Here is a 25310-nt window from a genome sequence, read left to right as displayed (position 1 = left end):
GATGCTGAAGGCTTCACAGATCAGCGGCGGATATGGTGAAAAGGACGTCGTGAAAAATGTTTCATTTGAGCTTCAGAAGCAGGAAATTCTCGGCATTCTTGGACCTAATGGCAGCGGGAAAACAACGCTCATGAAGATGATCAGCGGACTTTTACCTTGTCGTTCAGGGGATGTTTCTTTTAAAGACCAGCCGCTCAAAAGTTATTCAGCGAAGCAGCTCGCCCGTGAAATTGCCGTATTACCGCAGCTGCACAGTCATGCCTTTGATTATACGGTGCGCGAAACGGTATCGATGGGCCGCTATCCTCACCAGAAAGGGATGTTTGCACCGTGGACGACCCGCGATGAAAAAGCGGTCAAAGAAGCGATGAAGCAAACCGGCGTTCTCGAATTTGAAGGGAAATCGATTCAGGACCTTTCAGGCGGTGAGCGTCAGCGCGTATTTTTAGCGCAGGCACTCGCGCAGGAGCCGAGGCTTCTTTTACTGGATGAACCGACGAATCATTTGGACCTGTCTTATCAGAAACAGCTGCTTGATCTGTTAAAGGAATGGACGGAAACGCATGAATTGACGGTCATTTCAATTTTTCATGATTTAAATATTGCCTCATTATACTGCGACCGCCTGCTGCTTTTACACAACGGGGAAACCGTGCAGCTGGCTGAGCCGGGTCATGTGATGAATAAAGAAACGGTTGAGCGGGTGTATCAGGCGCGCGTGCATACGCAGTCACACCCGGAGCTGCCAAAGCCGCAGGTCACACTGCTGCCAAATCACGGACAGAACCTGCCGTCTGAGATCACGAAAGATCATTTCACCATTACCGCTGACCATATTCACGTCGGGGCACCACAATCGCTGAAGACTTTATCATCTGCAGTGATCGGAGCAGGACTAGGCTGGTATCATCATTTCGTCAACAGGCACGTGCCGATGGATTATGAATGTGATGACAGCTATGAGGATATGAAAATGTACGCTGCGAAAAATGGATGGAACGCCGCTGACACAGTCGGTATGATGACCGCTGTGATGGTTGAGGATGTTGTGATCCGTGAGTACGAACAGAACGGCTTGTCTGTCGTGATTGCTGTAACTGCCGGAGTAGGAAACGCAGTTGACGTCTCACTTTCCCATGAACGGGATCGACAGACGACAATCGGTACGATCAACAGCTGGGTCTTTATTAATGGGAAGCTGTCTGATGAAGCATTTATTCAGGCAATGATGACAGCGACTGAAGCAAAAGTAAAAGCGCTGCAAAATGCTGATGTAAAAGATCCGTTGACTGGCACACTTGCAACCGGCACCTCCACTGACAGCGCCATGATTGCAGCAACCCAGCATGGTCCGTTCGTACAATATGCAGGCTCGATTACGACGCTTGGTAAATTAATTGGTAAAGGAATTGTAGAATGTACGACAGAAGCAATCAAGATTTACCGTAAAAGAAAGGGAATATCATGATCACACACGCAGCAGCAATCACCATTGCGCTCTGCCTTGATCGACTCATTGGAGATCCGCCCGCCTGGCCGCACCCTGTCAGGTGGATCGGATCTTTCATTATATGGATTGAGCGCAGGATAAATAAAAGGAGATCACGTAAGCTAAAAGGGATGATCGGCGTATTTACAGTTGTTGCCATCACGACTTTGATAACAGCTTTAGTCGTTTACGGCAGCTATCAGATTCACTGGATCGCAGGTTTCATGCTTGAAACGATCCTGATTGCATCAGCACTTGCGTCTAAAAGTCTGGCTGATGCAGCAAAAGAAGTCTCCGCGCCGCTTCAAAAAGGAGAGATGGAAGAAGCGAGAACAAAGCTATCATGGATTGTCGGAAGAGATACTGAGCACCTGGACGAATCAGCCATTGCACGCGGAACGGTTGAAACAGTTGCTGAAAATACAAGTGACGGGGTTACAGCACCAATGTTCTGGGGACTTTTATTCGGCGCACCCGGCATCTGGGGGTATAAAGCGATTAACACCGGTGATTCAATTGTCGGCTACAAGAATGAACGTTATCAGCATTATGGATGGGCAAGCGCGAAGCTTGATGACTTAGCTAACTGGATTCCGGCAAGGGTCACTGCACTTTTGATGCTGCTCACTGTAAAGCCGAAACAAAGTAAAAGAATGACTCTTTTAAAAGCACTGCCATCACAGGCACGGAAGCATCCAAGTCCAAACAGCGGCTGGGGAGAAGCAGCTGTCGCACTGCTCTTACATATTAAACTCGGCGGAACAAATACATATCAGGGTGTGATCTCAAACAGGCCAGTGATCGGTCTGTCAGATGATCCGCTCACAGTACGTCATATCGACCAAACCATTACCATTATGCATAGAACGGCCTGGCTGTTTCTTGCATGCTGCTGGATAGGAGGAATGCTCTTTGACTTTACCTTCACATGGCGCTAACCCGCTTTATCTGTACGAAACGTTAAATCTCACAGTACCTGACGAGATCATTGATTTCAGTGAAAATAGTATCCCGACCGGTCCGCCAACCCGTTTAAAAGAGCAGTGGGATCGCTGGTACTACGCGGTTTCTTCCTATCCTGACCCTGAAGGAAGGGACCTGAAAAAGCTCATTGCCAAAAAACATCAGGTAAGTGAAGCCCAGGTTCTCCCCGGAAATGGTGCATCAGAGCTGATGATGACAGTGCTCAGAAAATTCCACGGGAAAGAAGTCGGCGTGATCCATCCTGCATTTAGTGAATATGAAAGAGTCATTGAAGCTAATGGCGCGCAGACGCATCACATTTATACAACCGAGTCGATGAACTGGCAGCCTGATCATCATGACATTCATGCATTTTTATCAGAGGCTGATCGTGCATTATTTATCTGTAACCCGAATAACCCTACAGGCATCAGGATTAAAAGGGAGACTCTGTCAGCCTGGCTGAAAACAGCTGAGCAATCAGGCAGTACACTTTTACTGGATGAGGCTTTTATTGATATGGCAGGAGAGCAATATTCACTTGCGGATCACACAGGCAGTCCTTCACTCATCATTTTCAGATCAATGACAAAGATGTACAGCATTGCGGGGCTGCGTCTCGGCTACCTGCTCGCTAATGAGGAAACGGTAAAAGAAATTAGTCAGTGGCTGCCTCACTGGAATGTGAACCAGCTTGCACTTTTAGCAGGAGAAACGGTATTGCAGGATCAGCTGTACACAGATAAAGTCCGTTCAATGATTAGAAAAGAAAGATCTCATTTTACGAATGCCTTGCGTGACATTGGTTTTAAAGTTTCTGAATCAGCAGCTAATTATGTGTGCATTCAGCCGCCGGATGCAAAGCAGACAGAAGCCCTTTGGCAGTTTTTGCTCAGGAGAGGGCTGGTTTTACGTCACACTTACAATTACACAGGCCTTGACGGTGCCTGGCTGAGAATCGGAATAAAGCTGCCGGAACAAAATCAAAAGCTGATTAAGGCGGTGATGTCATGGGCACAGTAACGATTGTCATTGGCGGCGTCAGAAGCGGTAAAACAGGATGGACGGAACGTGAAGCACTGGGGCGGCAGCATGAAACCGGAGGCAATCTTGTGTACCTCGCATCAGGTGTTTCCTTTGACCGGGAAATGAAGGAGCGGATTGAAAGGCATCAGAGGGATCGTGAGAATGAAGAGTGGCTGACAATTGAACAGCCTGTAGATCTGCCAAAAGCAGTCAGAAAGATACCGGAGCGTGGCATTGTTGTCTGGGATTGCGTGACGACCTGGCTGACAAATGAACTGATGAGAGGGTCAGAAAAGGCACAGATTCTGCATGATGTGTCCTATTTTATCAAGTCAGTCAGAATGCAGGCAGACCTTTATATTGTTTCAAACGAGGTGCTGTGTGAGCCCGTATTTATAGAAGGATTCACTTCTGAGTACCAGCGGCTGATTGGTGAGGTTCATCAACTGCTCGTCAACGAGAGTAATTGTGCAGTTGAAATGGAAGCAGGTCTTGCGCTGGTCCGGAAAGGTGAGGTGCTGGGATGAACACTCTGCCACATGATAAGCTTGCAGTAAATAAGGTATCATCATGTTAAAGGGACTGTTACTTGCCATTCAATTTTTCACCGTTTTGCCAATCCGTCGCGAGATTGAGATGAATCATCGGTCAGTCAGCTGGATGATCGGCCTTTTGCCACTGGTTGGCGCGATCATCGGGAGTGGTTCGATCGGACTCATTTTTGCTGCAGAAGCATTTTCTGCAAGTCCGCTGGTCACTGCATTTTTGGTCTGGCTGACGTTTATTATTCTGACAGGCGGTCTGCATCTGGATGGCTGGACGGATGTCAGTGACGCGTACTTTTCGTACAAAAATACTGAAAAGAGACATGAGATTCTTAAGGATCCGAGAGTCGGTGCATTTGGTGTGCTATCACTTATTGTCCTGCTGGCGTCAAAATTCATTCTGCTGCTCGACCTCGCTATGCAGGGAGCGGCAGGCTGGATCTGGCTCATCTGGGTTCCGGTGCTGTCCCGGCTGATGATCGCTGTACTGCTTGTAAAAGCGCCGCTTGCAAGGCAGGATGGTATGGCATATTACTTGAAAAGTTATCTGACTCGCCATGTTCTTTTAAAAGCAGGGGCAGTCAGTCTGGTTGCAGCCATCCCGCTGTTACTTTCACCGGAGATGTGGCCGTTACTCATCTTACTTTTAGCAGGAACAATCATTTATACAATCATCAGCGTAATCTTTTTTAAAAAAGAGTTCGGCGGAATCTCTGGGGATTCGCTTGGTGCTTCAGTTGAAGGAGGAGAATTATGGAGTCTGATACTCGTGTGGTGTTATCTCTCTATCGTCATGGGGTAACAAAGGAAAATCAGGATAAAGTCTATATCGGCTGGTCAGATGTATCGATCTCCCAGGATGGAATTGACCGTCTGCATGAAACAAAACAACACCGGCCGGACGCAGAACGCGTTGTGATCAGTGATTTGAAAAGGTGTGTGGAATCAGCAGACATTCTGTTTCCGGATCAGCCGAAAATTCAGCATCGTGGACTGCGTGAAATCAACTTTGGTGAATGGGAAGGCCGTAAAGCAGACGAGCTGCAAAAGCGTGAAGACTTTGCAGAATGGCTGAATAACCCTGAATTGATGCAGCCTGAAAACGGTGAATCTTTCAAAGACTTTTCAGTGCGCGTGATGGAAGCATGGAAGACAATCCGCGAGTGGTGTGTGCATGATGAGGTAAGGGATATCGCCATCGTGGCACACGGCGGTCCGATTAGAAAGCTTTTAACAGAGCTTGCACCTGAAGAAAAAGACTTCTGGGACTGGAAGCCGCTTCACGGTGAAGGGCTGACGCTTGTCTGGAAAGACGCAGCATCATTCGGGAGGGGAGACCGTTGCACTTTGTTATCGGCGGTGCCTACAACGGCAAACGAAAATGGGTAGAATCACAGCTTAATCAGGCTTCGTTTCAGGAAGTAAGTGAGCCCAGTGAAAAGATAGAAAGTGGTGTGGGCACGATTTTGTTTACAGCGCTTGAAAATTGGATTTTTAAGCAATTCGGTCGTGACAGTGATGAAGTCGTTCTGGCATGGAAACAGGAAGTGGACCGTTTAACAAAATGGGAAGACGGAAAGCCTGACAGACGCGTGGTCATCATTGGAACGGATCAGTCAAAAGGAATTGTGCCGCTTGAAAAAGAACAGCGCTTTACAAGAGACGTTCTTGGCTGGTGTCATCAATATTCCGCATTAAAAGCAGAACGCGTGACAAGAGTCTGGTATGGACTTGCAGAAGAGCTGAAAACAAAGGAGGAATTAAGATGAAAATTTACACGAAAACAGGGGATAAAGGACAAACGAGCTTAATCGGGGGACGCGTTTTTAAAGATGATGTCCGCGTTGAAGCATACGGTACAATCGATGAAGCAAACAGCTTTGTAGGGAAAGCTGTCACTGAGCTTGATGCAGAAAAATTTACAGATATTCTGGCAGACCTTGAGGCGATCCAGCATGAACTGTTTGATGCAGGCGGAGATCTCGCAAACGTATCAAGCCGCCGTGAGTGGAAGCTTGATCCAAAAGCAGTAGAACAGCTTGAAAAAAGAATTGATGAACTGATGGAAGAAGCACCTGAGCTTGAACGCTTTATCCTGCCAGGCGGATCACCTGCAGCAGCGACGCTTCATATCGCTAGAACCGTTACACGCCGCGCTGAGCGTCAGACTGTGTCACTTGCAAAGCTTGATGCTGAGCTGCCAGGTACACCACAGCAGTACCTGAACCGTCTGTCAGATTACCTGTTTGCATGTGCACGTGTTGTCAATGCGCGACAGAACATTTCAGATGTTGAATATATCCGAAGCGCAAAAGTGTTCCATACAAATAAAAAATCAAAAGATGAATAAATCAGCTTTCGGCCGTAACGCGATGGAGTGGCAGGCGGGTGACAGGGTGCTTGTCATGACTTCTGATAACAGCGGAGCAATTGGTGAAAAACCGCTGGATGAAGTGAATGTTCCTTATGAGGTAGTCGCCTATTATGCTTTCCGCACAGCAGTGATAGATTGCTTTTCAGCAGGAGCACTTCCGGTTTCAGTAGTGATTCATAATTTCTGCGGTGATGAGGCATGGGAAAAGCTTAAGGCAGGTGCGTTGCAGGGGCTGGCTGAAATTGACGTGAATGCTGAGGTGACCGGGAGCACTGAATCAAACATGTCACTGCAGCAGTCTGCTGTTGCAGTGACGGTGCTTGGTGAAAGGATTCGGGACTTTTCAGAGGTGAGCAGTCCGGTTGAGTGGATGCTTGCAGGAAAGCCGCTCGTTGGGATGGAAGTGGTTGAACAAGATGCGGAGATCGCGCCATTATGTCTCGCCCGCTCCTATCTTGATGATCCATCAGTTGCAGTTATCTGGCCGGTCGGTTCAAAAGGGATTGCAGCGGAGTGGGCGCGGATGTGTGAGCAGCTTGGTGTTGAGATTCCTATGCCTGAATTTGGCGCAGATGTAAATAAATCAGCTGGTCCGGCAACATGCTGGATCGTGGGGAGGTCTGCAGTGGAGTAATGCTGCAGGCTTTTTTGATTTGACAGAAGCGGTGTGTGTGATGGGAGGATGTCGATGTTTTTGCGTGAGATGTCCCGATACACCGGGGAAGTTGTATCAATCCAGATCCAGGATGTCGCAATCACCTGAAATGAGGGAACTTTTCCCACGCTCATCCGTATAACTACTATAAGTACCATGAAGGAGGAACTTCCAATGCCAGTCTGTCAGAATTGTCACCAAAAATGGCCATACTCGAAATCTTTTAAACGGATGATGTGGTTTAATGGCGCAATGGAATGTCCGCATTGTGGTGAAAAGCAGTACGTAACTAAGAATACAAGAAAGCGCTCTGCTTCACTTTCAGGGTTGATCAGTTTTATCATCATATTCAGCGCCCTGATACTGGACTTATCTTTTACAAGTCTCGCAATCCTGGCAACAATCGTGTTGATCGGTGCTATTCTCATCATGCCGGTTGGTGTCAAACTCTCAAACACAGACGAACCGTTATGGTAAAAAGGCAGAGAGTGACATTGCTCTTTGCCTTTTTACATTAAAGCAGATGCCCTACACACCACGCAGCCGTCTCTTTTATCGGCTGTACCTTCAAATCTCCCATCCGAAGCTTCACCGAATTCGCCAGATCTTTCTCAAGACTCTCCTTCAGCAACTGAATGATTTCCGTATCTTCCGTAATCACATTTAACTCCTCATTAATCAACAGACTCCGCCGGTCAAAATTCATTGTGCCAATATCACACAGTTTGTCGTCGATCAAAATCGCTTTTGCATGATAAAAGCCGTTTTGGAATTGATAAACATCTGCTCCTCTTTCTATCAGACGGCGAAGGTAGCGGTACGAGGCAGGCTGAACAAGTGGATGATCAGGCGTTCCGGGCACTAAAACGGTTAATTTTACGTCGCCTTCAATGGCATCAAACAAACACGCTTCAACTTTATGAGTCGGAATGAAATAAGGTGAGCCGATAAAAATCGAATCCTTCGCTCTTTTAAGCAGGCTGCAAATGAACGCTTCCTGATCAATTGTTTCAGAGGAAGCAAGCTGATAAGCTCCGCTGCCAGCTGATTCTGGTTCAATGAACTTCTGACGCCAATCACGCTCAAATTCAGTCTGGCAATCCTGTGTAATCTCGCCGGTCAAACGTAAATGATAATCACGCCACGGCGTCAGTACAGGGTCCATGTGTAAATATTCAAGACCAATATTAAAACCACCCACATGCGCAATTTTTTTATCTATAATTGACAGTTTTTTATGATTGCGTTTCTGCATCGAAAACCAGCTTCCTCTAAACGTAAACGGGCGGCTGAATTGAATGATGACCCCTTCATGCGGAATATGCTTTAGTGACTTTTTAAAGGAACGGCTGCCAATTGCATCCAGCATCAGGCGCACGCGTACGCCTTCACGCGCTTTTTTTACAAGCAGTTTCATCAGACGCTTCCCCGCATCATCGGGCTGTAAAATGAAAAACATGATATCAATTGTGCAGACTGCATTCAGACAGTCATCCTCAAGCTGCTTCATCCACTCTACGCCATCATCAAAAAAAGTTGCTTCTGCATTTTTCCTTTTGTAGGGAGAAGAAAGTGGTTTTTTATTCTTTTTTAATCCGGTCAGCCAGTCCAGCCTGAGCCAGATAACAAGCAGTGCAATCCAGACAAATATTTTCATCATCCGACTCCTTTCTCTAAAATAGTATGTCCAAATAACAGCAGAACCTGTAAAATGAAAGAGAAAAGTTCTGAAAATCCATTGACTGAATGCTCATTCATTATATAATGAGTATAAGAAAGAGTCAGACAACTTTGGGAGGAGTGCAGCGAACATGAGCATTGGGGATATTTTGCTGATTGTTAACTGGATTGCGTTCATTCTTGTAACCGCTTACGCAGTCTATTTATTTGGCTATCTGGTGAAATCACGCTATGACTTTATCAAGCTCGGTAAAAAAGAAGAGTTTGATAACAATATCAAAGAACGTATGAAAAAGATCATGGTTCAGGTATTTGGCCAGAAAAAATTATTGAAAGATAAGAAGAGCGGGATCATTCACGTGATGTTCTTCTATGGGTTCCTGCTGGTACAGGCAGGCGCAATTGATTTCATTTATAAAGGGCTTGTACCTGGTGAACATTTGCCACTTGGTATTTTCTATCCTGGATTTACATTCTTCCAGGAACTTGTCACATTAATGATTCTTGTCGCAGTGGCATGGGCGTTCTACCGCCGCTACATGGAGAAACTTGTCCGTCTTAAAAGGGGTTTTAAATCAGGACTTGTACTGATTTTTATCGGCGGACTAATGGTTTCTGTATTACTCGGAAATGGTGCGGGAATCGTCTTCTTTGATCACGATCCTACATGGACAGAGCCTGTCGCTTCAGTCATTGCACTTGCTACCGGCTGGATGGGTGCTACAGCGAACGCAGTCATTTTCTATTTTGCATGGTGGGTACACTTATTATTCCTATTAGGTTTCTTAGTATACGTGCCGCAGTCAAAGCACGCTCATCTGATCGCAGGACCAATCAACGTTTATTTCAACCGTCTTGATAATCCTGGTAAGCTTCGCAGTATTAACTTTGAAGATGAGTCACAGGAAACGTTCGGTGTTGGGAAAGTGGAAGACTTCACGCAGCTTCAGATGATTGACCTGTACGCATGTGTGGAATGCGGACGCTGTACGAATATGTGTCCGGCAACCGGAACAGGTAAAATGCTGTCGCCGATGGATCTGATCACTAAAATCCGTGACCACCTGACATTTACAGGTGCAGCTGTCACGTCACAGTCTCCATGGGTCCCGGCACCTGCTTTTGCACAGACAAAAGGGAATCAGATTGCAGCAGCTGCAGCAAACGGCGGCACTGAAGCAGCAATTGATATGTACCACCCGAGCCTGATCGGTGACGTTATCACTGAAGAGGAAATCTGGGCTTGTACAACGTGCCGTAACTGTGAAGACCAGTGTCCTGTCATGAATGAACACGTTGATAAAATCATCGACCTGCGCCGTTACCTTGTACTGACTGAAGGTAAAATGGAGCCGGATGCACAGCGCGCAATGCAAAACATTGAGCGTCAGGGTAATCCTTGGGGTCTGAACCGTAAAGAAAAAGAAAACTGGAGAGAAGCACGCGAAGACGTTGTGGTACCGACAGTCAAAGAAATGAAAAAAGCAGATGAAGAATTCGAATACCTTTTCTGGGTTGGATCAATGGGTTCATTTGACAACCGAAGCCAGAAAATCGCCCTTTCATTTGCGAAAATGCTGAATGAAGCAGGCGTGAAATTCGCAATTCTCGGTAACAAAGAGAAAAACTCAGGTGACACACCGCGCCGTCTTGGAAATGAATTCTTATTCCAGGAGCTGGCGAATGCCAACATTGCTGAGTTTGAAAAAAATGAAGTGAAAAAGATCGTAACGATCGACCCTCACGCATACAATGTCTTTAAAAATGAGTATCCTGAATTCGGCCTGAAAGCTGAAGTCTACCACCACACAGAAGTACTTGCAGAACTGGTGGAGCGCGGCAGGCTGAAGCCGGTACATGCAGTCAATGAGAAGATCACCTTCCACGACTCATGCTACCTTGGCCGTTACAACGAAGTATATGATCCACCGCGTGAAATCCTGAAATCAATCCCGGGCGTTCAGCTCGTGGAAATGGAACGGAACCGCGAAACAGGCATGTGCTGTGGCGCCGGCGGAGGACTCATGTGGATGGAAGAAGACAAAGGCCACCGCGTCAACGTTGCCCGTACAGAACAGGCACTCGTCGTAGAACCATCCATGATCAGCTCCGGCTGCCCATACTGCCTGACAATGCTGTCAGACGGTACCAAGGCGAAGGAAGTTGAAGAAGAAGTGGGTACGATGGATGTCGCTGAGCTTCTTGAACTGAGTGTGATTGGGAAGCCTCAGACGGCTGAAAGCGCATAAGAAATTTTAAAAGCATTGAATACACTAATAAAACCAAACGACCTGGCTGCTTCTGATGACGGCCAGGTCGTTTTTTGTTGATCGCATCAAGTAGCCTTATCTAAGCATCGATATGATATGACTGCCGCGTCTTTTTCTTTCTTTTTCATGGTGCGGGACAGAATATTTGCCTACTTTCGTCACGTTTGATTTAGCATTTAAATCGAACTGACTGATACAGCTTTGGTCGCTGGCTGACTTGATTTTCACTCGAATCGTTTTAAAAGCTTCTTCTTTCGCAGAATCAGTATTGCCGGGATCATTAGTTAGTCCGGACACTGCGTACCACCTCCTATACATTCAATGCACCTGCTTAACATCTAATTAACACCGGTTTGAGCGCCCCATTCATAATGCTGCAAAGTTGTTTGAACAAGCTGGGGAACCAGAGAGCCATCGAGCGTGTCAATCTCACCATATCTGCAGACAATCAGGATAAGATATAGTCTTCTATCCAAAAAAGTCGGCGTGAGCATGTATGAGCGATTGCTGGAAAATAACGTTAACGTATAATTTTCGTTTAGGAGCAGGTTACTGATCATTTTATTCATGGATGGTTCAGCATGGATAGGTAAATTAGTTGCCTGAAATTTGTTAATGAACTCTGCATAAGCATCATTTAAAAAATCCTGATCTTCAAAGTTCAAACTGAAAGTAGAAGCGATATCTTCTAAAACCCCTATTAAATCCTCTTCATAAATTTGGTAATCAAATTCCTCATTTTTTATTTCAGTCGCCTCATAAAATTCATAAATGTGAGCAAGTAATCCAAATCTTGATAAGTAACTCTGAAGTACATCGTGAACAAAATCCAGAATATCTGTGCCGTTATCAATATTTTTAACATTGGCCGGTATATTTTCATGAACTAAAGCAAAGTGAGAAGCCTTAGCAGTTAATCTGGTGACTGTATCGTCAGCGTCCGATCTATATGCTTCAATTTCATCCAAATCAAATTCAGTATTCCATATCTTTTTAATTCTTGGTGTTGAAAAAATTGCAATATCAATAAAAACAACTGAGGCTGCAGCCAGAAGCAACAAATTCCAGTCTTTAGCCGCAAATTCGTAAAAGGTTATCCATATTGCCGCACCGGAAGTAAAAATAAGATATAATCCCCGTCTGAAATTCTTTTGGCGGGACTGCCGTTTAAATATTTCCCACCTGGCTTCACCGGTGAAATCTGGTTTTGAGATCCTCCTTTCTTTAACTAATTCAGATACAAAAAAATAAAGTAAAAACAGTAATACAACTAAAACCCAAAGTACAAGTCCCATCCCGACACCACTCCTAATAACAGGTGAATGATCCGTGAGAAATAACCTGTAAGGACATTTCAGAGTAACCTATATTGATAAATAAGAATCAAGCAGAAGAAATGAAAGGAGATAATTTCAACTCATCACATTATATTTTCCAGTCATTTAAATAGTATAAAAAATACCATGTATATAATTTACTAACATTCTATAACTCCACTTGTATCAATGCTTGAAATCGCTTACAATAGAATAGGAAGAATCACTTAAATGCCGTTAAATCGGCTTTTTTAAAGGGGAATTACTGAGCGAGCGTTCAGTCAACACACGCCCGCCCAGCTATAAAACAGTCAGAATGTTCAGGTCAAGGATGCATTTTTGTAAGCGGATTCAATTGTTATTTTAATCACCTGTTAGTCATTCGTGTGATTCACACATAGCTGAACGAAGTGGAAGGCGTCGACTCCGTGACGATTAGTGGGAAGCTGAGACCCCGCAAGGCGAAGCCTGAGGAGGCTCAGCAACCACCGTCCGGAAAGCGTCCGCCTGGAACGCAGTGAAGCGGTTAACAGGAAACAAACAAAGGGGAGAATCACAATGCCAAAAACAGTAATTATTGACGGAGCAAGAACACCTTTCGGGAAATTGGGCGGATCACTCGCATCATTCACTGCCTCAGACCTTGGAGCAGAAGCAATCAAAGAAGCACTCAAGCGTGCAGACATTGCACCGGAAACAATAGATGAAGTCATCCTTGGAACAGTTTTGCAGGGCGGACAGGGACAGATCCCATCACGTCAGGCAGCTCAAAAAGCAGGCATTCCATGGGAAGTCAAAACAGAAACAATTAACAAAGTATGTGCGTCAGGTATGCGTTCAGTTACACTTGCAGACCAGCTGATCAGACTTGGAGACGAGTCACTGATCGTAGCAGGTGGAATGGAATCCATGACAAATGCACCTTACTTTATGGATAAAGCAAGATCAGGCTTCCGTATGGGAGATCAGATGGTCAAAGACATGATGGTTCATGATGGGCTGACTTGTACATTTAACAACGTCCACATGGGTACTTACGGAAACTCAACAGCTGAAGAATTCAGCCTGTCCCGTGAAGAGCAGGATGCATGGGCAGCAAGAAGCCACAAGCTTGCAGGGGATGCAATCGATAACGGTACATTTGCTGAAGAAATCGTGCCGCTTCAGGTTCCTCAGCGTAGAGGTGACCCAATCACTGTTGAAAACGATGAATCAGTCAGAAGAGGCACAACACCTGAAACACTTGCAGGTCTTCGTCCGGCATTCGGAAAAGACGGCACAATCACAGCAGGTAACGCACCTGGCATCAACGACGGTGCATGCGCAATGGTATTAATGAGCGACGAGCGCGCTGAAAAAGAAGGCAAAAAGCCGCTCGCAACCATTCTTGGACACGCAGAAGTGGCTGTAGAAGCGAAAAACTTCCCGCAAACACCTGGACTTGTGATCAACGCACTGCTTGAAAAAACAGGCCACAAACTTGAAGACATCGACTTATTTGAAATCAATGAAGCATTCTCAGCAGTCGCACTCGCAAGTAACAAAATTGCCAACCTTGACCCTGAAAAAGTAAACGTCAACGGAGGCGCAGTCGCACTTGGCCACCCAATCGGCGCAAGCGGCGCGCGTGTCATCCTGACACTTGCCTACGAACTCAAACGCCGCGGCGGCGGACTCGGTATCGCAGCCATCTGCTCAGGCGGAGGCCAGGGCGACGCAGTACTGATTCAGGTTTGATTCTGAATTTTTAACTAAGAGGTTTATGTATTTGACGTATAAATAGAATTATCAGCAGGCCGGAGCGTAAGCGGCGACTCCGGATGAGTAGCGGGATGGCTGAGACCCTATTGGCGAAGCCGAAGGGGCTCAGCGACCGCCGTCCGGAAAGCGTCCGCCTGAAGCGCAGGTCTGCGGTTTATCAAAAAAAGAATTGTACATTGCACCATCTCCTGTTGGGCTGCGCGGAGGACGGGTGACTCCAGCGGCAGAGAAGGGACAGGTGAGACCATACGGGGAAGCCGGAGGGGCTCACCGCCCGGCCGCGGAAAGCTTCCCGTCCGGAGCGCAGACCAACAGGGCATATCAGAGTAAAAAGGAGAATCCCAATGAACATCAAAACAGTCATGGTCATCGGCGCCGGCCAAATGGGTGGCGGTATCGCACAGGTATGTGCCCAGTCAGGCTACAACGTCATCCTCAACGACCTGAAGGACGAATTCCTCACACGTGGACTCGGCGTCATCGAAAAAAACCTGAACCGGGCAGTCAGCAAAGAAAGAATGACAGAAGAAGATAAAAACGCCACACTTGGCCGCATCACACGCTCAACTGATCTGAACGATGCAAAAAACGCTGACCTCATCATCGAAGCAGCAGTAGAAAACATGAGCATCAAAACAAAAATCTTCGAAACGCTTGATCAGGCAGCCCCGGCGCACGCGATTTTAGCTTCCAACACATCATCACTGCCAATCACAGAAATCGCAGCAGCAACAAAGCGTCCTGAACAGGTCATCGGCATGCACTTTATGAACCCGGTACCGGTGATGAAGCTCGTTGAAATCATCCGCGGACTTGCTACAACGGATGAAGTGTATCAGGCGATTGAAGAGATGACGAAATCGCTCAGCAAAGCACCGGTGGAAGTGGAAGACTTTCCAGGGTTTGTTTCAAACCGTATTTTGATGCCGATGATCAATGAAGCGATCTATACGCTTTATGAAGGTGTAGCAAGCAAGGAAGCTATTGATGATGTCATGAAAATGGGTATGAACCATCCGATGGGACCACTGCAGTTAGCTGACTTTATCGGCCTGGATACGTGCCTTTATATTATGGAGATTCTGCACGAAGGATTCGGTGACAGCAAATACCGACCATGTCCACTGCTTCGCAAATACGTAAAAGCGGGCTGGCTTGGTAAGAAGACCGGCCGCGGTTTCTACACCTACGAATAAACACCAGGGAGGATCAGAAGGATGGATCTGCGATTTACAGAAGAACAAATCATGATGCAAAAAATGGTGAGAGATTTTGCACGCGAAGAAATCGAACCATTTATCGAAAGAATGGAAGCAGGAGAATTTCCGCGTGACATTTTAAATAAAATGTCTGAGCTGGGTCTGATGGGCATTACAGTGCCTGAAGAATACGGCGGTGCAGGAATGGACTTCACATCGTACATTATCGCAATCAATGAGCTTGCGAAAGTCAGTCCGGTTGTCAGCGTGATTCTGTCAGTTCATACGTCAGTCGGAACGAACCCGATTTTATATTACGGCAATGAAGAACAGAAGCAGAAGTACGTCACGAAGCTTGCAACAGGAGAACATCTGGGTGCCTTCTGTCTGACAGAGCCAAGTGCAGGGTCGGATGCTGCGAGCCTGAAAACACGTGCTGTGAAAAAAGATGATCACTACGTTATAAATGGTTCTAAAATTTTCATCACAAACGGCGGGGAAGCAGACACATATATCGTATTTGCCGTAACAGATCCTGAAAAAGGGACACGGGGGATCAGCGCATTCATCGTAGAGAAGAATTTCCCTGGATTCGTGGTTGGTAAAGATGAAGAGAAAATGGGGCTTCACGGTTCACGCACAGTTCAGCTGACCTTTGAAGATATGAAAGTGCCGCTTGAAAACCTTTTAGGTGAAGAAGGGGAAGGCTTTAAGATCGCCCTTGGGAATCTTGATGTCGGCAGAATCGGCATCGCAGCAAAATCACTTGGAATTGCTGAGGCGGCGGTTGAACATGCAGTCGCTTACGCAAAAGAACGTGAGCAGTTCGGTAAGCCGATCGCACAACAGCAGGGAATCGGATTCAAGCTTGCAGATATGGCAACAGCCGCTGAAGCTTCAAAACTATTAGTCTATCAGGCAGCGTTCCTTCGTCAGGAAGGCAAGCCGTGCGGAAAAGAAGCGTCAATGGCAAAGCTGTTTGCTTCATCAACTGCAATGACGAACGCAATCGAATGCGTCCAGGTATTTGGCGGAAATGGTTATACAGAAGATTATCCGGCAGAGCGCCTATTCCGTGATGCGAAGATTAGTGAAATTTACGAAGGTACAAGTGAAATCCAGAGAATCGTGATCAGTAAGCACGTGACCAAATAGGGGGAAATCCAACATGAATTTTAAGTTGACTGAAGAACATGAAATGATTCGTAAAATGGTACGCGACTTTGCAGAGAAGGATGTTGCACCAACAGCTGCTGAGCGTGATGAAGAAGAGCGCTTTGACCGTGAGATTTTCGATAAAATGGCTGAGCTTGGCCTGACAGGGATTCCATGGCCTGAAGAATACGGCGGAATCGGCAGTGACTACCTTGCATACGTCATCGCAGTTGAAGAGCTGTCACGCGTCTGTGCATCAACAGGCGTAACATTATCAGCTCACCTTTCACTGGCGAGCTGGCCGATCTTTAAGTTCGGTACAGAAGAGCAGAAAAAGCACTACCTGACAAAGCTTGCACAGGGTGAAATGCTTGGGGCTTATGGACTTTCTGAGCCTGGTGCCGGATCTGACGTTTCCTCAATGAAAACAAAAGCTGTGAAAAACGGTGATCACTACGTACTGAACGGTTCAAAAGTCTGGATCACAAACGGTGGCGCAGCAGAACTGTACATCATTTTCGCTGTAACAGATGCAGAAGCCGGCACACGCGGCATGAGCGCATTTATCGTTGAAAAAGGATGGGAAGGCTTCTCGATCGGTAAAAAAGAGAAGAAGCTTGGCATTCGTTCATCACCTACAACTGAACTGATTTTTGACAATGTGAAAGTACCGGCTGAAAACCTTCTGGGTAAAGAAGGAGAAGGCTTTAAAATCGCGATGATGACACTTGACGGCGGCCGTAACGGAATCGCAGCACAGGCAGTCGGTATCGCACAGGGTGCACTTGATGCATCTGTAGAATATGCAAAAGGACGCGAGCAGTTCGGAAAATCAATCCTTGCAAACCAGGGCGTATCTTTCAAAATCGCAGACATGGCAACAAGCATCGAAGCATCACGCCTGCTCACTTACCAGGCTGCATGGCTTGAATCAGAAGGTCTGCCATACGGAAAAGAATCAGCAATGTCTAAGCTGATGGCAGGGGATACAGCAATGAAGGTAACAGTAGAAGCTGTACAGGTATTTGGCGGCTACGGCTATACAAAAGACTATCCTGTTGAACGCTACATGCGCGACGCAAAAATCACCCAGATCTACGAAGGCACCCAGGAAATCCAGCGCCTCGTAATCGGCCGTATGGTGACGAAGTAAATTTAATGGTGCAGATAATCGCTTTTGATTTCCGCAGGAGGGCTTCGCTTTCCGCGGACGAACGCTCGAGCCTCCTCAGGCAGAAAACCACTGCCTTCCGGGGTCTCTCACGATCGTTTTTCCGCAGGAGTCTCGCCCTCCCGCTACAATCAACGCTTTATATGACTTAGGAAACAAAGTTACGAAGATTACTTAATTTCAATTTACTTTTAACAAGTATGTTTACTTACAAAGCGTTGATTGAAGCGTAAGGCGGTGACTCCTGTGGCAGGAAGGGATGTGTGAGACCAGGCATGGCGAAGCCTGCGGGCTCACCGCCCGGCCACGGAAAGCGTCCGCCTGAAGCGGAAATCATAAGCGGTTGTAATAGACAAACGTCCCTTCAGCCAACGGCCCATCAACAATGTGAAAGGTGGCGGATGCGATTGGATAATAAACGGGAAGTACAATCCTCAGTAAAAGACGAGCGGCTCATTGAAATGCGCCGTGACCAGATGATCAAAGGAGCCGTATCCCTTTTTAAGCAAAAAGGATTTCACCGCACCACAACACGTGAAATCGCAAAAGCTTCAGGGTTCAGTATCGGCACACTTTACGAATATATACGCACAAAAGAAGACGTGCTCTACCTCGTCTGTGACAGAATCTATGACGAAGTCCGCGTCCGCCTGCACGACATGGAGCTTGATGGCGGCACGCTGCAGTCTTTATCAAGAGGGATCGCACACTATTTTAAAGTAGTCGACAGTATGCAGGATGAAGTGCTTGTCATGTATCAGGAAGCCAAGTCACTTTCAAAAGATGCACTGCCCTACGTGTTGAAAAAAGAGCTTGAAATGACCAGAATGTTTGAAACGCTGATTCAGAAATGTGTGGATGAAGGTGAACTTGTGATGGAGCAGGATGAAATTCATCTGCTGGCACAGAACATTTTCGTACAGGGTCAGATGTGGGCGTTCAGAAGATGGGCGTTGCGTGAATACAATATCGATCAGTATACGGACAGACAGACCGAGCTGCTGCTAAAAGGTGTAAGGGGATATCAGGCAGCGGTGAACAAGGGGGAATAAATAATGGCAGTTAATGAACCTGTAATTTATAAGCCGAAACATCCGGTTCGTTTTGTAACAGCATCCAGCCTGTTTGACGGGCATGATGCATCAATCAATATTATGAGAAGAATCCTGCAATCAAGCGGTGCAGAGGTCATTCATTTAGGTCATAACCGCTCAGTTGAAGAAGTCGTGAACGCTGCAATTCAGGAAGACGTGCAGGGCATTGCGATTTCATCCTACCAGGGCGGGCACGTTGAGTATTTTAAATATATGTACGACCTGCTAAATGAGCGCGGTGCTCCGCATATTAACATTTATGGCGGCGGTGGCGGTGTGATCATTCCGCGTGAGATTAAAGAGCTTCACGCATACGGAATCGCACGCATCTTTTCACCTGAAGACGGGCGTACAAACGGGCTTCAGGGCATGATCAACCGCATGCTTGAAGAGTGTGATTACGCAACCGTTGAAAAAGAAATGAAGCATGAAATCAGCGAACTGACGTCAGGTCAGATTCCGGTCGTATCAAAGTTTATCTCACTTGCCGAGTACCGCATGAAGGATGACAGCGACGTCTGGCAGAACATTATGGACCAGGTGAAAGCGGAAGAAAAGCATGCGCCGGTTATCGGGATCACAGGGACAGGGGGAGCAGGGAAAAGCTCGCTGACAGATGAGCTGATCCGCCGTTTTATCAATGAAATTCCGGATAAAAAAGTAGCGATTCTCTCGATTGACCCGACGAAGCAGAAAACGGGTGGTGCGCTTTTAGGCGACAGAATCCGTATGAATGCGATTTTCTCTGACCGCGTATTTATGAGAAGTCTTGCAACCCGTGGTTCTAAAAGTGAGCTGTCACTTGCAATCCGTGATGCGATTTCCGTTGTCAAAGCTGCAGGCTATGACATGGTCATTGTTGAGACGAGCGGAATTGGGCAGGGGGATGCTGAAATCGCTGAGATCTCGGATATCTCCATGTATGTGATGACAAGTGAATTCGGTGCACCTTCACAGCTTGAGAAAATTGATATGATCGACTATGCAGATCTGATTGTCATTAATAAATATGAGCGTAAAGGCTCTGAGGATGCGAAGCGTCAGGTGCAGAAGCAGTATCAGCGAAGCCGTATGCTGTTTGATCAGGACCTTGATGATATGCCTGTATTCGGTACAATCGCATCCCAATTTAACGATGCGGGAACGAATGCACTATTTGCAGCGCTCGTTGAAAAAGTAAATGACAAAGTACAGACTGACTGGTCAACGGCCTTTTCTAAAAAAGCTGAAGTTGAAAAGCAGAACGTCATTATTCCAAACGACCGCCGTTACTATCTGCGCGAGATTTCAGAAACGGTCCGCCGCTATCATAAGGGTGCTGAGGAGCAGGTGAAACTTGCACGCCGATTCTTCCAGCTTGAAGGCAGTATTGAAGCAGCTAAAGAAGCTGGTGAAGAAGAGACGGTTGAAGTGCTGGTCAGAATGAAAGAAACAGCATGGGAGCAGCTGTCAGCCGAATCTAAAAAGATTCTTGAAAACTGGCCTCAGCTGAAAGAACTGTATGCGCAGGATCAATTCACAACGAAAATCCGCGATAAGGAAATCGTCACAGAGCTGAAGACAACCAGTCTATCAGGCCTGTCGATTCCAAAAGTGGCACTGCCGAAATTTGAAGACTACGGTGAAATTTTAAAGTGGGTCTATAAAGAAAATGTACCTGGATCATTCCCTTATACTGCAGGGGTGTTTCCGTTTAAACGTAAAGGTGAAGATCCAAAGCGCCAGTTCGCCGGTGAGGGGACGCCTGAACGGACGAACCGCCGCTTCCACTACCTTTCAAAAGATGATGATGCAAAGCGCCTGAGTACTGCATTTGACTCAGTGACGCTTTATGGTGAAGATCCTGATCACCGACCGGACATATACGGAAAAGTCGGGGAGAGTGGCGTGAGTATTTGTACGCTTGAGGATATGAAAAAGCTGTACGCAGGATTTGACCTGTGTGCTCCGTCAACGTCAGTATCCATGACCATCAACGGCCCTGCACCGATCATACTTGCCATGTTTATGAATACAGCAGTGGATCAGCAGGTAAAAGCGCGTGAGGAAGAGCTTGGCCGCACGCTTTCTATGGAAGAGTTCACAGAAGTTCGCGAACAGACATTACAGGTCGTTCGAGGAACCGTACAGGCTGATATTCTTAAAGAGGATCAGGGACAAAACACATGTATCTTCTCAACAGAATTCGCGCTCCGTATGATGGGTGATATCCAGCAGTATTTCATTGATCAAAAAGTGCGCAACTATTACTCAGTTTCGATTTCCGGCTACCATATCGCTGAAGCGGGTGCGAACCCGATTTCACAGCTTGCATTTACACTCGCAAACGGTTTTACGTACGTGGAGTACTACCTGAGCCGCGGGATGAATATTAACGACTTTGCACCAAACCTGTCGTTCTTTTTCTCAAATGGACTCGATCCTGAATACACAGTGATCGGCCGTGTAGCAAGAAGAATATGGGCAACTGTTATGAGAGATAAATACGGTGCCAATGAACGAAGCCAGAAACTGAAATATCATATTCAGACATCAGGCCGCTCTCTGCACGCACAGGAAATCGACTTTAACGATATCCGGACAACGCTGCAGGCATTGATGGCACTTCAGGACAACTGTAACTCGCTTCACACAAACGCGTATGATGAAGCGATCACGACGCCAACTGAAGAATCTGTCCGCCGCGCAATGGCGATCCAGATGATCATCACAAAAGAGCACGGCTTAAGTAAAAATGAAAATCCGCTCCAGGGTGCATTTATCGTCGAAGAACTGACTGACCTTGTGGAAGAAATGGTCCTGCAGGAATTCGAACGCATCAATGACCGCGGCGGCGTGCTTGGCGCGATGGAAACGCAGTATCAGCGCGGCAAGATTCAGGAAGAATCCATGCACTACGAAATGAAGAAGCATACAGGTGAGCTTCCGATCATCGGGGTCAACACTTACCTGAATCCAAATCCACCATCAGAAGAACAGATGGACAGCATGGAACTTGCACGTGCGACAAAAGATGAGAAGGAAACGCAAATCACCAACCTTCAGAACTTCCAGCAGTCACACGCTGACAAGACTGAAGAAGCACTGAACAGGCTGAAAGAAACAGCAGTATCAGGCGGCAACCTCTTTGCTGAACTGATGGAAACAGTCAAAGTGGCATCACTCGGTCAAATCACACATGCTTTATATGAAGTAGGCGGACAGTACCGTCGTAATATGTAGTATTAAATTACCGTTAAAACTGCCGGATTATTACCCGGCAGTTTTCTTTATGTACTATAATTAAACTAATCATTCTGATTGGGACGTGATTTAGTGAAAAAACTGCTTATCCTCAGCGCCTCTATATTAATGATCGCCGGGCTGACCCTCTACCTTTACAGCCGGATGGTTGGAGCAGTCCCATTTCTTCTGCTGTCAGCCATATTCTACTGGCTCGCATGGCGCGAAACGAAAAAGAGCCGAATAAAGAATTCCTAAAAAACAATGGTAACTATGGCATTCTGATTAAAACTTTGGTTATAATGGAACATATGCCTTGAGCTAAATTCATTTATATATAATTGCTTGCTTTATGAAGTCAGGCTGATGATTTCCGCTTCTTGGGGACGCTTTCCGCGACCGGGCGGTGAGCCCGCAGGCTTTGCCATGCTCTGTCTCACCTGTCCCTTCCTGTCACAGGAGTCGTGCCCTTACGCTTCAACTATCAGCTGTGCAGATATGAAAATGGACTTTTACAATGCTTAAAGCAATGTATGTAATGAAATTCTATACAAAGTTGCTAAAGTTGATTTCTTTTAATAAAAGCTTCTGCTTATTGTAAGCTATCTCAGCTGTCCCTTGTAGTGGGGGACGGAGACTCCCGCCCCAGAAAAGGGACAGGTGAGACCATTCATGCGGAGCATGTAGGGGCTCACCGCCCGGGGGCAGGAAAGCGAAGTCCCCCACGGAAAGGGACAGTGGTGTGGAAGACTAACTTCTAAAAGCAACATCACCTAAATCAAAGGAGTGCAAACCATGGAACTTAAAAATCGCTCAGTAGAAGACCTGCGTGAATATTCATTTATAGAAATCTCACACCAATTACTCGTTGATAAGCATAACTCAATGACATTCAACGATATGGTCAAAGAATGGAGTCGCCTGCTAGGTGTGACAGATAAAGAAGCCCGTAATAGAATCGTTCAGTTCTACACAGACCTTAACATGGACGGCCGCTTTATCTATCTTGACTCAGACAAAGGCTGGGGCCTTCGTTCATGGTATCCGCTTGATCAGGTAGAAGATGAGCAGATCACAAGCGAAATCCAGACGACGAAGAAAAAGAAAACCAAATCAAAGAAAAAGAAAAAAGCAGAAGAAGATCTGAACTTTGACAATCTTGATGACGAAGAAGACGACCTAGTCTATGACGAGATCGATGATGAAGTTGAAGATGTTGAGGATCTCGACGATGAAGAATTCGAAGACGACGTTGATTTTGACGACCTTGACGATGACGATGATGATGAGGATGAAGAAGACGAAGATGAGGACAAGTAATAAATCGTCAGTCTTTTCCGCCATTTAATTCTTTCTTGATTTTTTAAAATTTGATGGTAGTATTTTATTTGGGCTCCCTTTAAAGGGATCAATCGCAAATATCCGCGCTCCCTTGCGTTTTACACGCAGGAGGGGCGCTTTTTATTTTTTATAGAACTCTTTTTCAAATGCTATTAAAATAGTATAGCTGTTTGAAAAGAGTTACTTTTTATTACAAGTAATTGATCTTTGGTATAAGGATTCATTCTTATGCACAGAGTTGATCGGAGCGGAAGGGGGCGACTCCGGGACGATTAGTGGGAAGCTGAGACCCCGCAGCCGAAGGTGAGGAGGCTCAGCAACCACCGTCCGGAAAGCGTCCCCCTGTAGCGCAGATCAACGGTTACCTTTAACAACACCGTAAACCCGAAAGGAGAAACACACATGTCAACAAAATATATCTTCGTCACAGGCGGCGTAGTATCATCGCTTGGAAAAGGAATCACAGCAGCATCACTAGGACGTCTTTTAAAAAACAGAGGTCTGAACGTAACAATCCAGAAGTTCGACCCGTACATTAACGTAGACCCTGGAACAATGAGTCCATACCAGCACGGTGAAGTTTTTGTAACAGATGATGGCGCTGAGACTGACCTGGATCTTGGTCACTACGAGCGTTTCATCGACATTAACCTGAACAAATACAGCAACGTAACAACGGGTAAGATCTACTCAACTGTTCTGAAAAAAGAGCGTCGGGGTGACTACCTTGGCGGAACGGTACAGGTTATCCCGCACATCACAAACGAATTGAAAGAGCGCGTTTTCCGTGCAGGCCGCGAAACAAACGCAGATGTTGTCATCACTGAAATCGGCGGAACAGTTGGGGATATTGAATCTCTTCCATTCCTTGAAGCAATCCGTCAGATCAAGAGTGATGTAGGCCGTGAAAACGTGATGTACGTTCACTGTACGCTTGTTCCTTACATTAAAGCTGCCGGTGAAATGAAAACAAAACCTACACAGCACAGTGTAAAAGAGCTTCGCAGCCTTGGTATCCAGCCGAATATCATTGTCCTGCGTACTGAAAACCCGATTTCTCAGGATATGAAAGATAAGATTGCATTATTCTGTGACATCGATGAGAAATCAGTTATTGAAGCAACAGATGCAGATACGCTTTACGCTGTACCGCTTGCACTTCAGGCACAAAACATGGACCAGATCGTATGCGATCACTTCAAATTAGATGTACCACAGCCTGAAATGACTGAGTGGAACGCACTGGTTGACCGTGTACGTAACCTGAAGGAAAAGACAACCATTGCCCTTGTTGGTAAATACGTTGAGCTGCAGGATGCTTACATTTCAGTTGTAGAATCACTGCGTCACGCAGGCTACAGCTTTGACGCTGACGTTGAAGTGAAATGGCTGAATTCTGAACTGCTGACACGTGAAAACGTCGAGCAGGAGCTTGCAGACGTTGACGGAATCCTTGTCCCTGGTGGATTTGGTGACCGTGCAATCGAAGGTAAAATCGAAGCGATCCGCTATGCCCGTGAGACAAAAACACCATTCCTTGGTATCTGCCTTGGTATGCAGCTTGCAAGTGTTGAATTTGCACGGAACGTACTTGGTATGGAAGGGGCTCACTCAGCTGAGATCAACCCGACAACACCATACCCGGTGATTGACCTGCTGCCTGAGCAGAAAGATATCGAAGACCTTGGTGGAACGCTGCGCCTTGGTCTATATCCGTGTAAGCTGACTGAAGGTACAAAAGCATTCGAAGCATATGACAATGAAGTCGTATATGAGCGCCACCGTCACCGCTTTGAGTTCAATAACCAGTACCGCGACAAAATGGAAGCTGCAGGATTCTTATTCTCAGGTACAAGCCCTGACGGCCGTCTTGTAGAAATCATTGAGCTTGCTGACCACCCATGGTTCGTGGCATCACAATTCCACCCGGAATTCACATCACGCCCAACACGTCCGCAGCCACTGTTCAGAGACTTTATTGAAGCATCAATGAAGAAGTAATAAATGACTGGATCCTCCGCCCGGGGTTGGGTGGGGGATTTTTTTGGC

Annotated in this window: 22 protein-coding genes; 19 read left to right on the top strand and 3 right to left on the bottom strand. The window is 46.4% G+C overall.

The genetic code is table 11. The features are described from left to right. Nucleotide 1 precedes the first annotated feature (1 nt). From DH10bf12_RS00955 to DH10bf12_RS00910, 10 genes are all read left to right on the top strand, one after another. The gene (locus DH10bf12_RS00955; protein WP_471736758.1) at nt 2-1468 is read left to right on the top strand and encodes an adenosylcobinamide amidohydrolase; all 1467 of its coding nucleotides are present in this window, start codon (nt 2-4) and stop codon (nt 1466-1468) included. Further along, a complete protein-coding gene (cbiB, locus tag DH10bf12_RS00950; protein WP_471736757.1) occupies nt 1465-2427 on the top strand; it encodes an adenosylcobinamide-phosphate synthase CbiB in 963 nt (320 codons plus the stop codon). Before DH10bf12_RS00955 ends, cbiB begins: the two co-directional genes overlap by 4 nt. After that, nucleotides 2402-3475 carry a threonine-phosphate decarboxylase CobD gene (gene cobD, locus DH10bf12_RS00945; protein ID WP_471736756.1) on the top strand — a complete coding sequence of 358 codons (1074 nt, stop codon included), beginning with the start codon at nt 2402-2404 and terminating at the stop codon, nt 3473-3475. The genes cbiB and cobD overlap by 26 nt, the downstream gene beginning before the upstream one ends. Further along, nucleotides 3463-4005: a bifunctional adenosylcobinamide kinase/adenosylcobinamide-phosphate guanylyltransferase gene (locus DH10bf12_RS00940; RefSeq protein ID WP_471736755.1), complete on the top strand. Its 543-nt coding sequence runs from the start codon at nt 3463-3465 to the stop codon at nt 4003-4005. Before cobD ends, DH10bf12_RS00940 begins: the two co-directional genes overlap by 13 nt. Nucleotides 4006-4048: 43 nt before the next feature. After that, nucleotides 4049-4825 (top strand): adenosylcobinamide-GDP ribazoletransferase, encoded by a 777-nt coding sequence (gene cobS / locus DH10bf12_RS00935; protein WP_471736754.1) that lies wholly within the window; start codon nt 4049-4051, stop codon nt 4823-4825. After that, nucleotides 4777-5412, top strand: a complete 636-nt coding sequence (locus DH10bf12_RS00930) for a histidine phosphatase family protein (protein ID WP_471736753.1) — start codon at nt 4777-4779, stop codon at nt 5410-5412. Before cobS ends, DH10bf12_RS00930 begins: the two co-directional genes overlap by 49 nt. Beyond that, nucleotides 5364-5792, top strand: a complete 429-nt coding sequence (locus tag DH10bf12_RS00925) for a bifunctional adenosylcobinamide kinase/adenosylcobinamide-phosphate guanylyltransferase (protein WP_471736752.1) — start codon at nt 5364-5366, stop codon at nt 5790-5792. The genes DH10bf12_RS00930 and DH10bf12_RS00925 overlap by 49 nt, the downstream gene beginning before the upstream one ends. After that, a complete protein-coding gene (locus tag DH10bf12_RS00920; protein WP_471736751.1) occupies nt 5789-6373 on the top strand; it encodes a cob(I)yrinic acid a,c-diamide adenosyltransferase in 585 nt (194 codons plus the stop codon). Before DH10bf12_RS00925 ends, DH10bf12_RS00920 begins: the two co-directional genes overlap by 4 nt. Continuing rightward, a complete protein-coding gene (locus DH10bf12_RS00915) occupies nt 6366-7031 on the top strand; it encodes an ATP-binding protein (RefSeq protein WP_471736750.1) in 666 nt (221 codons plus the stop codon). The genes DH10bf12_RS00920 and DH10bf12_RS00915 overlap by 8 nt, the downstream gene beginning before the upstream one ends. 195 nt (nt 7032-7226) lie before the next feature. Beyond that, on the top strand, nt 7227-7529 hold the full coding sequence (locus tag DH10bf12_RS00910) for a TIGR04104 family putative zinc finger protein (RefSeq protein ID WP_471736749.1): 303 nt from the start codon (nt 7227-7229) through the stop codon (nt 7527-7529). Nucleotides 7530-7566: 37 nt separating this feature from the next. On the opposite strand, the gene DH10bf12_RS00905 is transcribed toward DH10bf12_RS00910, so the two are convergent. Continuing rightward, on the bottom strand, nt 7567-8709 hold the full coding sequence (locus DH10bf12_RS00905; protein WP_471736748.1) for a phospholipase D-like domain-containing protein: 1143 nt from the start codon (nt 8707-8709) through the stop codon (nt 7567-7569). Between the two features lie 154 nt (nt 8710-8863). Here DH10bf12_RS00905 and DH10bf12_RS00900 point away from each other — a divergent pair, with 154 nt between their 5' ends. Beyond that, complete coding sequence (locus DH10bf12_RS00900) at nt 8864-10981, top strand: heterodisulfide reductase-related iron-sulfur binding cluster (protein WP_471736747.1); 2118 nt, start codon at nt 8864-8866, stop codon at nt 10979-10981. 96 nt (nt 10982-11077) lie between these two features. On the opposite strand, the gene DH10bf12_RS00895 is transcribed toward DH10bf12_RS00900, so the two are convergent. Next, on the bottom strand, nt 11078-11299 hold the full coding sequence (locus DH10bf12_RS00895; protein ID WP_471736746.1) for a hypothetical protein: 222 nt from the start codon (nt 11297-11299) through the stop codon (nt 11078-11080). Nucleotides 11300-11340: 41 nt separating this feature from the next. After that, the gene (locus DH10bf12_RS00890) at nt 11341-12297 is read right to left on the bottom strand and encodes a type II toxin-antitoxin system SpoIISA family toxin (RefSeq protein ID WP_471736745.1); all 957 of its coding nucleotides are present in this window, start codon (nt 12295-12297) and stop codon (nt 11341-11343) included. Nucleotides 12298-12876: 579 nt separating this feature from the next. Between DH10bf12_RS00890 and DH10bf12_RS00885 the strand changes: the two genes are divergently transcribed. The 8 genes from DH10bf12_RS00885 (at nt 12877) to DH10bf12_RS00850 (ending at nt 25262) form a co-directional block, all read left to right on the top strand. Then, on the top strand, nt 12877-14055 hold the full coding sequence (locus tag DH10bf12_RS00885) for an acetyl-CoA C-acetyltransferase (RefSeq protein ID WP_471736744.1): 1179 nt from the start codon (nt 12877-12879) through the stop codon (nt 14053-14055). Nucleotides 14056-14423: 368 nt separating this feature from the next. Beyond that, entirely contained in the window at nt 14424-15275 is an 852-nt protein-coding gene (locus DH10bf12_RS00880) for a 3-hydroxybutyryl-CoA dehydrogenase (RefSeq protein WP_471736743.1), read from the top strand. A gap of 21 nt (nt 15276-15296) precedes the next feature. After that, nucleotides 15297-16433 (top strand): acyl-CoA dehydrogenase, encoded by a 1137-nt coding sequence (locus tag DH10bf12_RS00875; protein WP_471736742.1) that lies wholly within the window; start codon nt 15297-15299, stop codon nt 16431-16433. A gap of 13 nt (nt 16434-16446) precedes the next feature. Further along, on the top strand, nt 16447-17586 hold the full coding sequence (locus DH10bf12_RS00870; RefSeq protein WP_404405419.1) for an acyl-CoA dehydrogenase: 1140 nt from the start codon (nt 16447-16449) through the stop codon (nt 17584-17586). 479 nt (nt 17587-18065) lie between these two features. Further along, nucleotides 18066-18656 (top strand): TetR/AcrR family transcriptional regulator, encoded by a 591-nt coding sequence (locus DH10bf12_RS00865; RefSeq protein WP_471738273.1) that lies wholly within the window; start codon nt 18066-18068, stop codon nt 18654-18656. A 3-nt stretch (nt 18657-18659) separates the two neighbouring features. Continuing rightward, nucleotides 18660-21920 (top strand): fused isobutyryl-CoA mutase/GTPase IcmF, encoded by a 3261-nt coding sequence (gene icmF / locus DH10bf12_RS00860; protein WP_471736741.1) that lies wholly within the window; start codon nt 18660-18662, stop codon nt 21918-21920. Between the two features lie 795 nt (nt 21921-22715). Continuing rightward, nucleotides 22716-23240 (top strand): DNA-directed RNA polymerase subunit delta, encoded by a 525-nt coding sequence (rpoE, locus tag DH10bf12_RS00855; RefSeq protein WP_471736740.1) that lies wholly within the window; start codon nt 22716-22718, stop codon nt 23238-23240. Nucleotides 23241-23663: 423 nt separating this feature from the next. Then, a complete protein-coding gene (locus tag DH10bf12_RS00850) occupies nt 23664-25262 on the top strand; it encodes a CTP synthase (protein WP_471736739.1) in 1599 nt (532 codons plus the stop codon). Nucleotides 25263-25310 lie beyond the last annotated feature (48 nt).

Source organism: Jeotgalibacillus sp. 10bf12 (assembly GCF_055597105.1).
The sequence above is the reverse complement of the archived record's forward strand: the minus strand, read 5'-3'. Positions and strand labels throughout refer to the sequence as shown.

Excerpts from the sequence above, each read along its gene's own strand:
- DH10bf12_RS00940 (WP_471736755.1), top strand. The coding sequence starts at position 3,463 with ATGGGCACAGTAACGATTGTCATTGGCGGCGTCAGAAGCGGTAAAACA.
- DH10bf12_RS00905 (WP_471736748.1), bottom strand. The coding sequence starts at position 8,709 with ATGAAAATATTTGTCTGGATTGCACTGCTTGTTATCTGGCTCAGGCTG.
- DH10bf12_RS00865 (WP_471738273.1), top strand. The coding sequence starts at position 18,066 with ATGCGCCGTGACCAGATGATCAAAGGAGCCGTATCCCTTTTTAAGCAA.
- rpoE (WP_471736740.1), top strand. The coding sequence starts at position 22,716 with ATGGAACTTAAAAATCGCTCAGTAGAAGACCTGCGTGAATATTCATTT.
- cbiB (WP_471736757.1), top strand. The coding sequence starts at position 1,465 with ATGATCACACACGCAGCAGCAATCACCATTGCGCTCTGCCTTGATCGA.
- DH10bf12_RS00920 (WP_471736751.1), top strand. The coding sequence starts at position 5,789 with ATGAAAATTTACACGAAAACAGGGGATAAAGGACAAACGAGCTTAATC.
- DH10bf12_RS00880 (WP_471736743.1), top strand. The coding sequence starts at position 14,424 with ATGAACATCAAAACAGTCATGGTCATCGGCGCCGGCCAAATGGGTGGC.
- DH10bf12_RS00930 (WP_471736753.1), top strand. The coding sequence starts at position 4,777 with ATGGAGTCTGATACTCGTGTGGTGTTATCTCTCTATCGTCATGGGGTA.
- DH10bf12_RS00885 (WP_471736744.1), top strand. The coding sequence starts at position 12,877 with ATGCCAAAAACAGTAATTATTGACGGAGCAAGAACACCTTTCGGGAAA.
- DH10bf12_RS00870 (WP_404405419.1), top strand. The coding sequence starts at position 16,447 with ATGAATTTTAAGTTGACTGAAGAACATGAAATGATTCGTAAAATGGTA.
- DH10bf12_RS00955 (WP_471736758.1), top strand. The coding sequence starts at position 2 with ATGCTGAAGGCTTCACAGATCAGCGGCGGATATGGTGAAAAGGACGTC.
- cobS (WP_471736754.1), top strand. The coding sequence starts at position 4,049 with ATGTTAAAGGGACTGTTACTTGCCATTCAATTTTTCACCGTTTTGCCA.
- DH10bf12_RS00875 (WP_471736742.1), top strand. The coding sequence starts at position 15,297 with ATGGATCTGCGATTTACAGAAGAACAAATCATGATGCAAAAAATGGTG.
- DH10bf12_RS00850 (WP_471736739.1), top strand. The coding sequence starts at position 23,664 with ATGTCAACAAAATATATCTTCGTCACAGGCGGCGTAGTATCATCGCTT.
- DH10bf12_RS00915 (WP_471736750.1), top strand. The coding sequence starts at position 6,366 with ATGAATAAATCAGCTTTCGGCCGTAACGCGATGGAGTGGCAGGCGGGT.
- icmF (WP_471736741.1), top strand. The coding sequence starts at position 18,660 with ATGGCAGTTAATGAACCTGTAATTTATAAGCCGAAACATCCGGTTCGT.
- DH10bf12_RS00910 (WP_471736749.1), top strand. The coding sequence starts at position 7,227 with ATGCCAGTCTGTCAGAATTGTCACCAAAAATGGCCATACTCGAAATCT.
- DH10bf12_RS00900 (WP_471736747.1), top strand. The coding sequence starts at position 8,864 with ATGAGCATTGGGGATATTTTGCTGATTGTTAACTGGATTGCGTTCATT.
- DH10bf12_RS00890 (WP_471736745.1), bottom strand. The coding sequence starts at position 12,297 with ATGGGACTTGTACTTTGGGTTTTAGTTGTATTACTGTTTTTACTTTAT.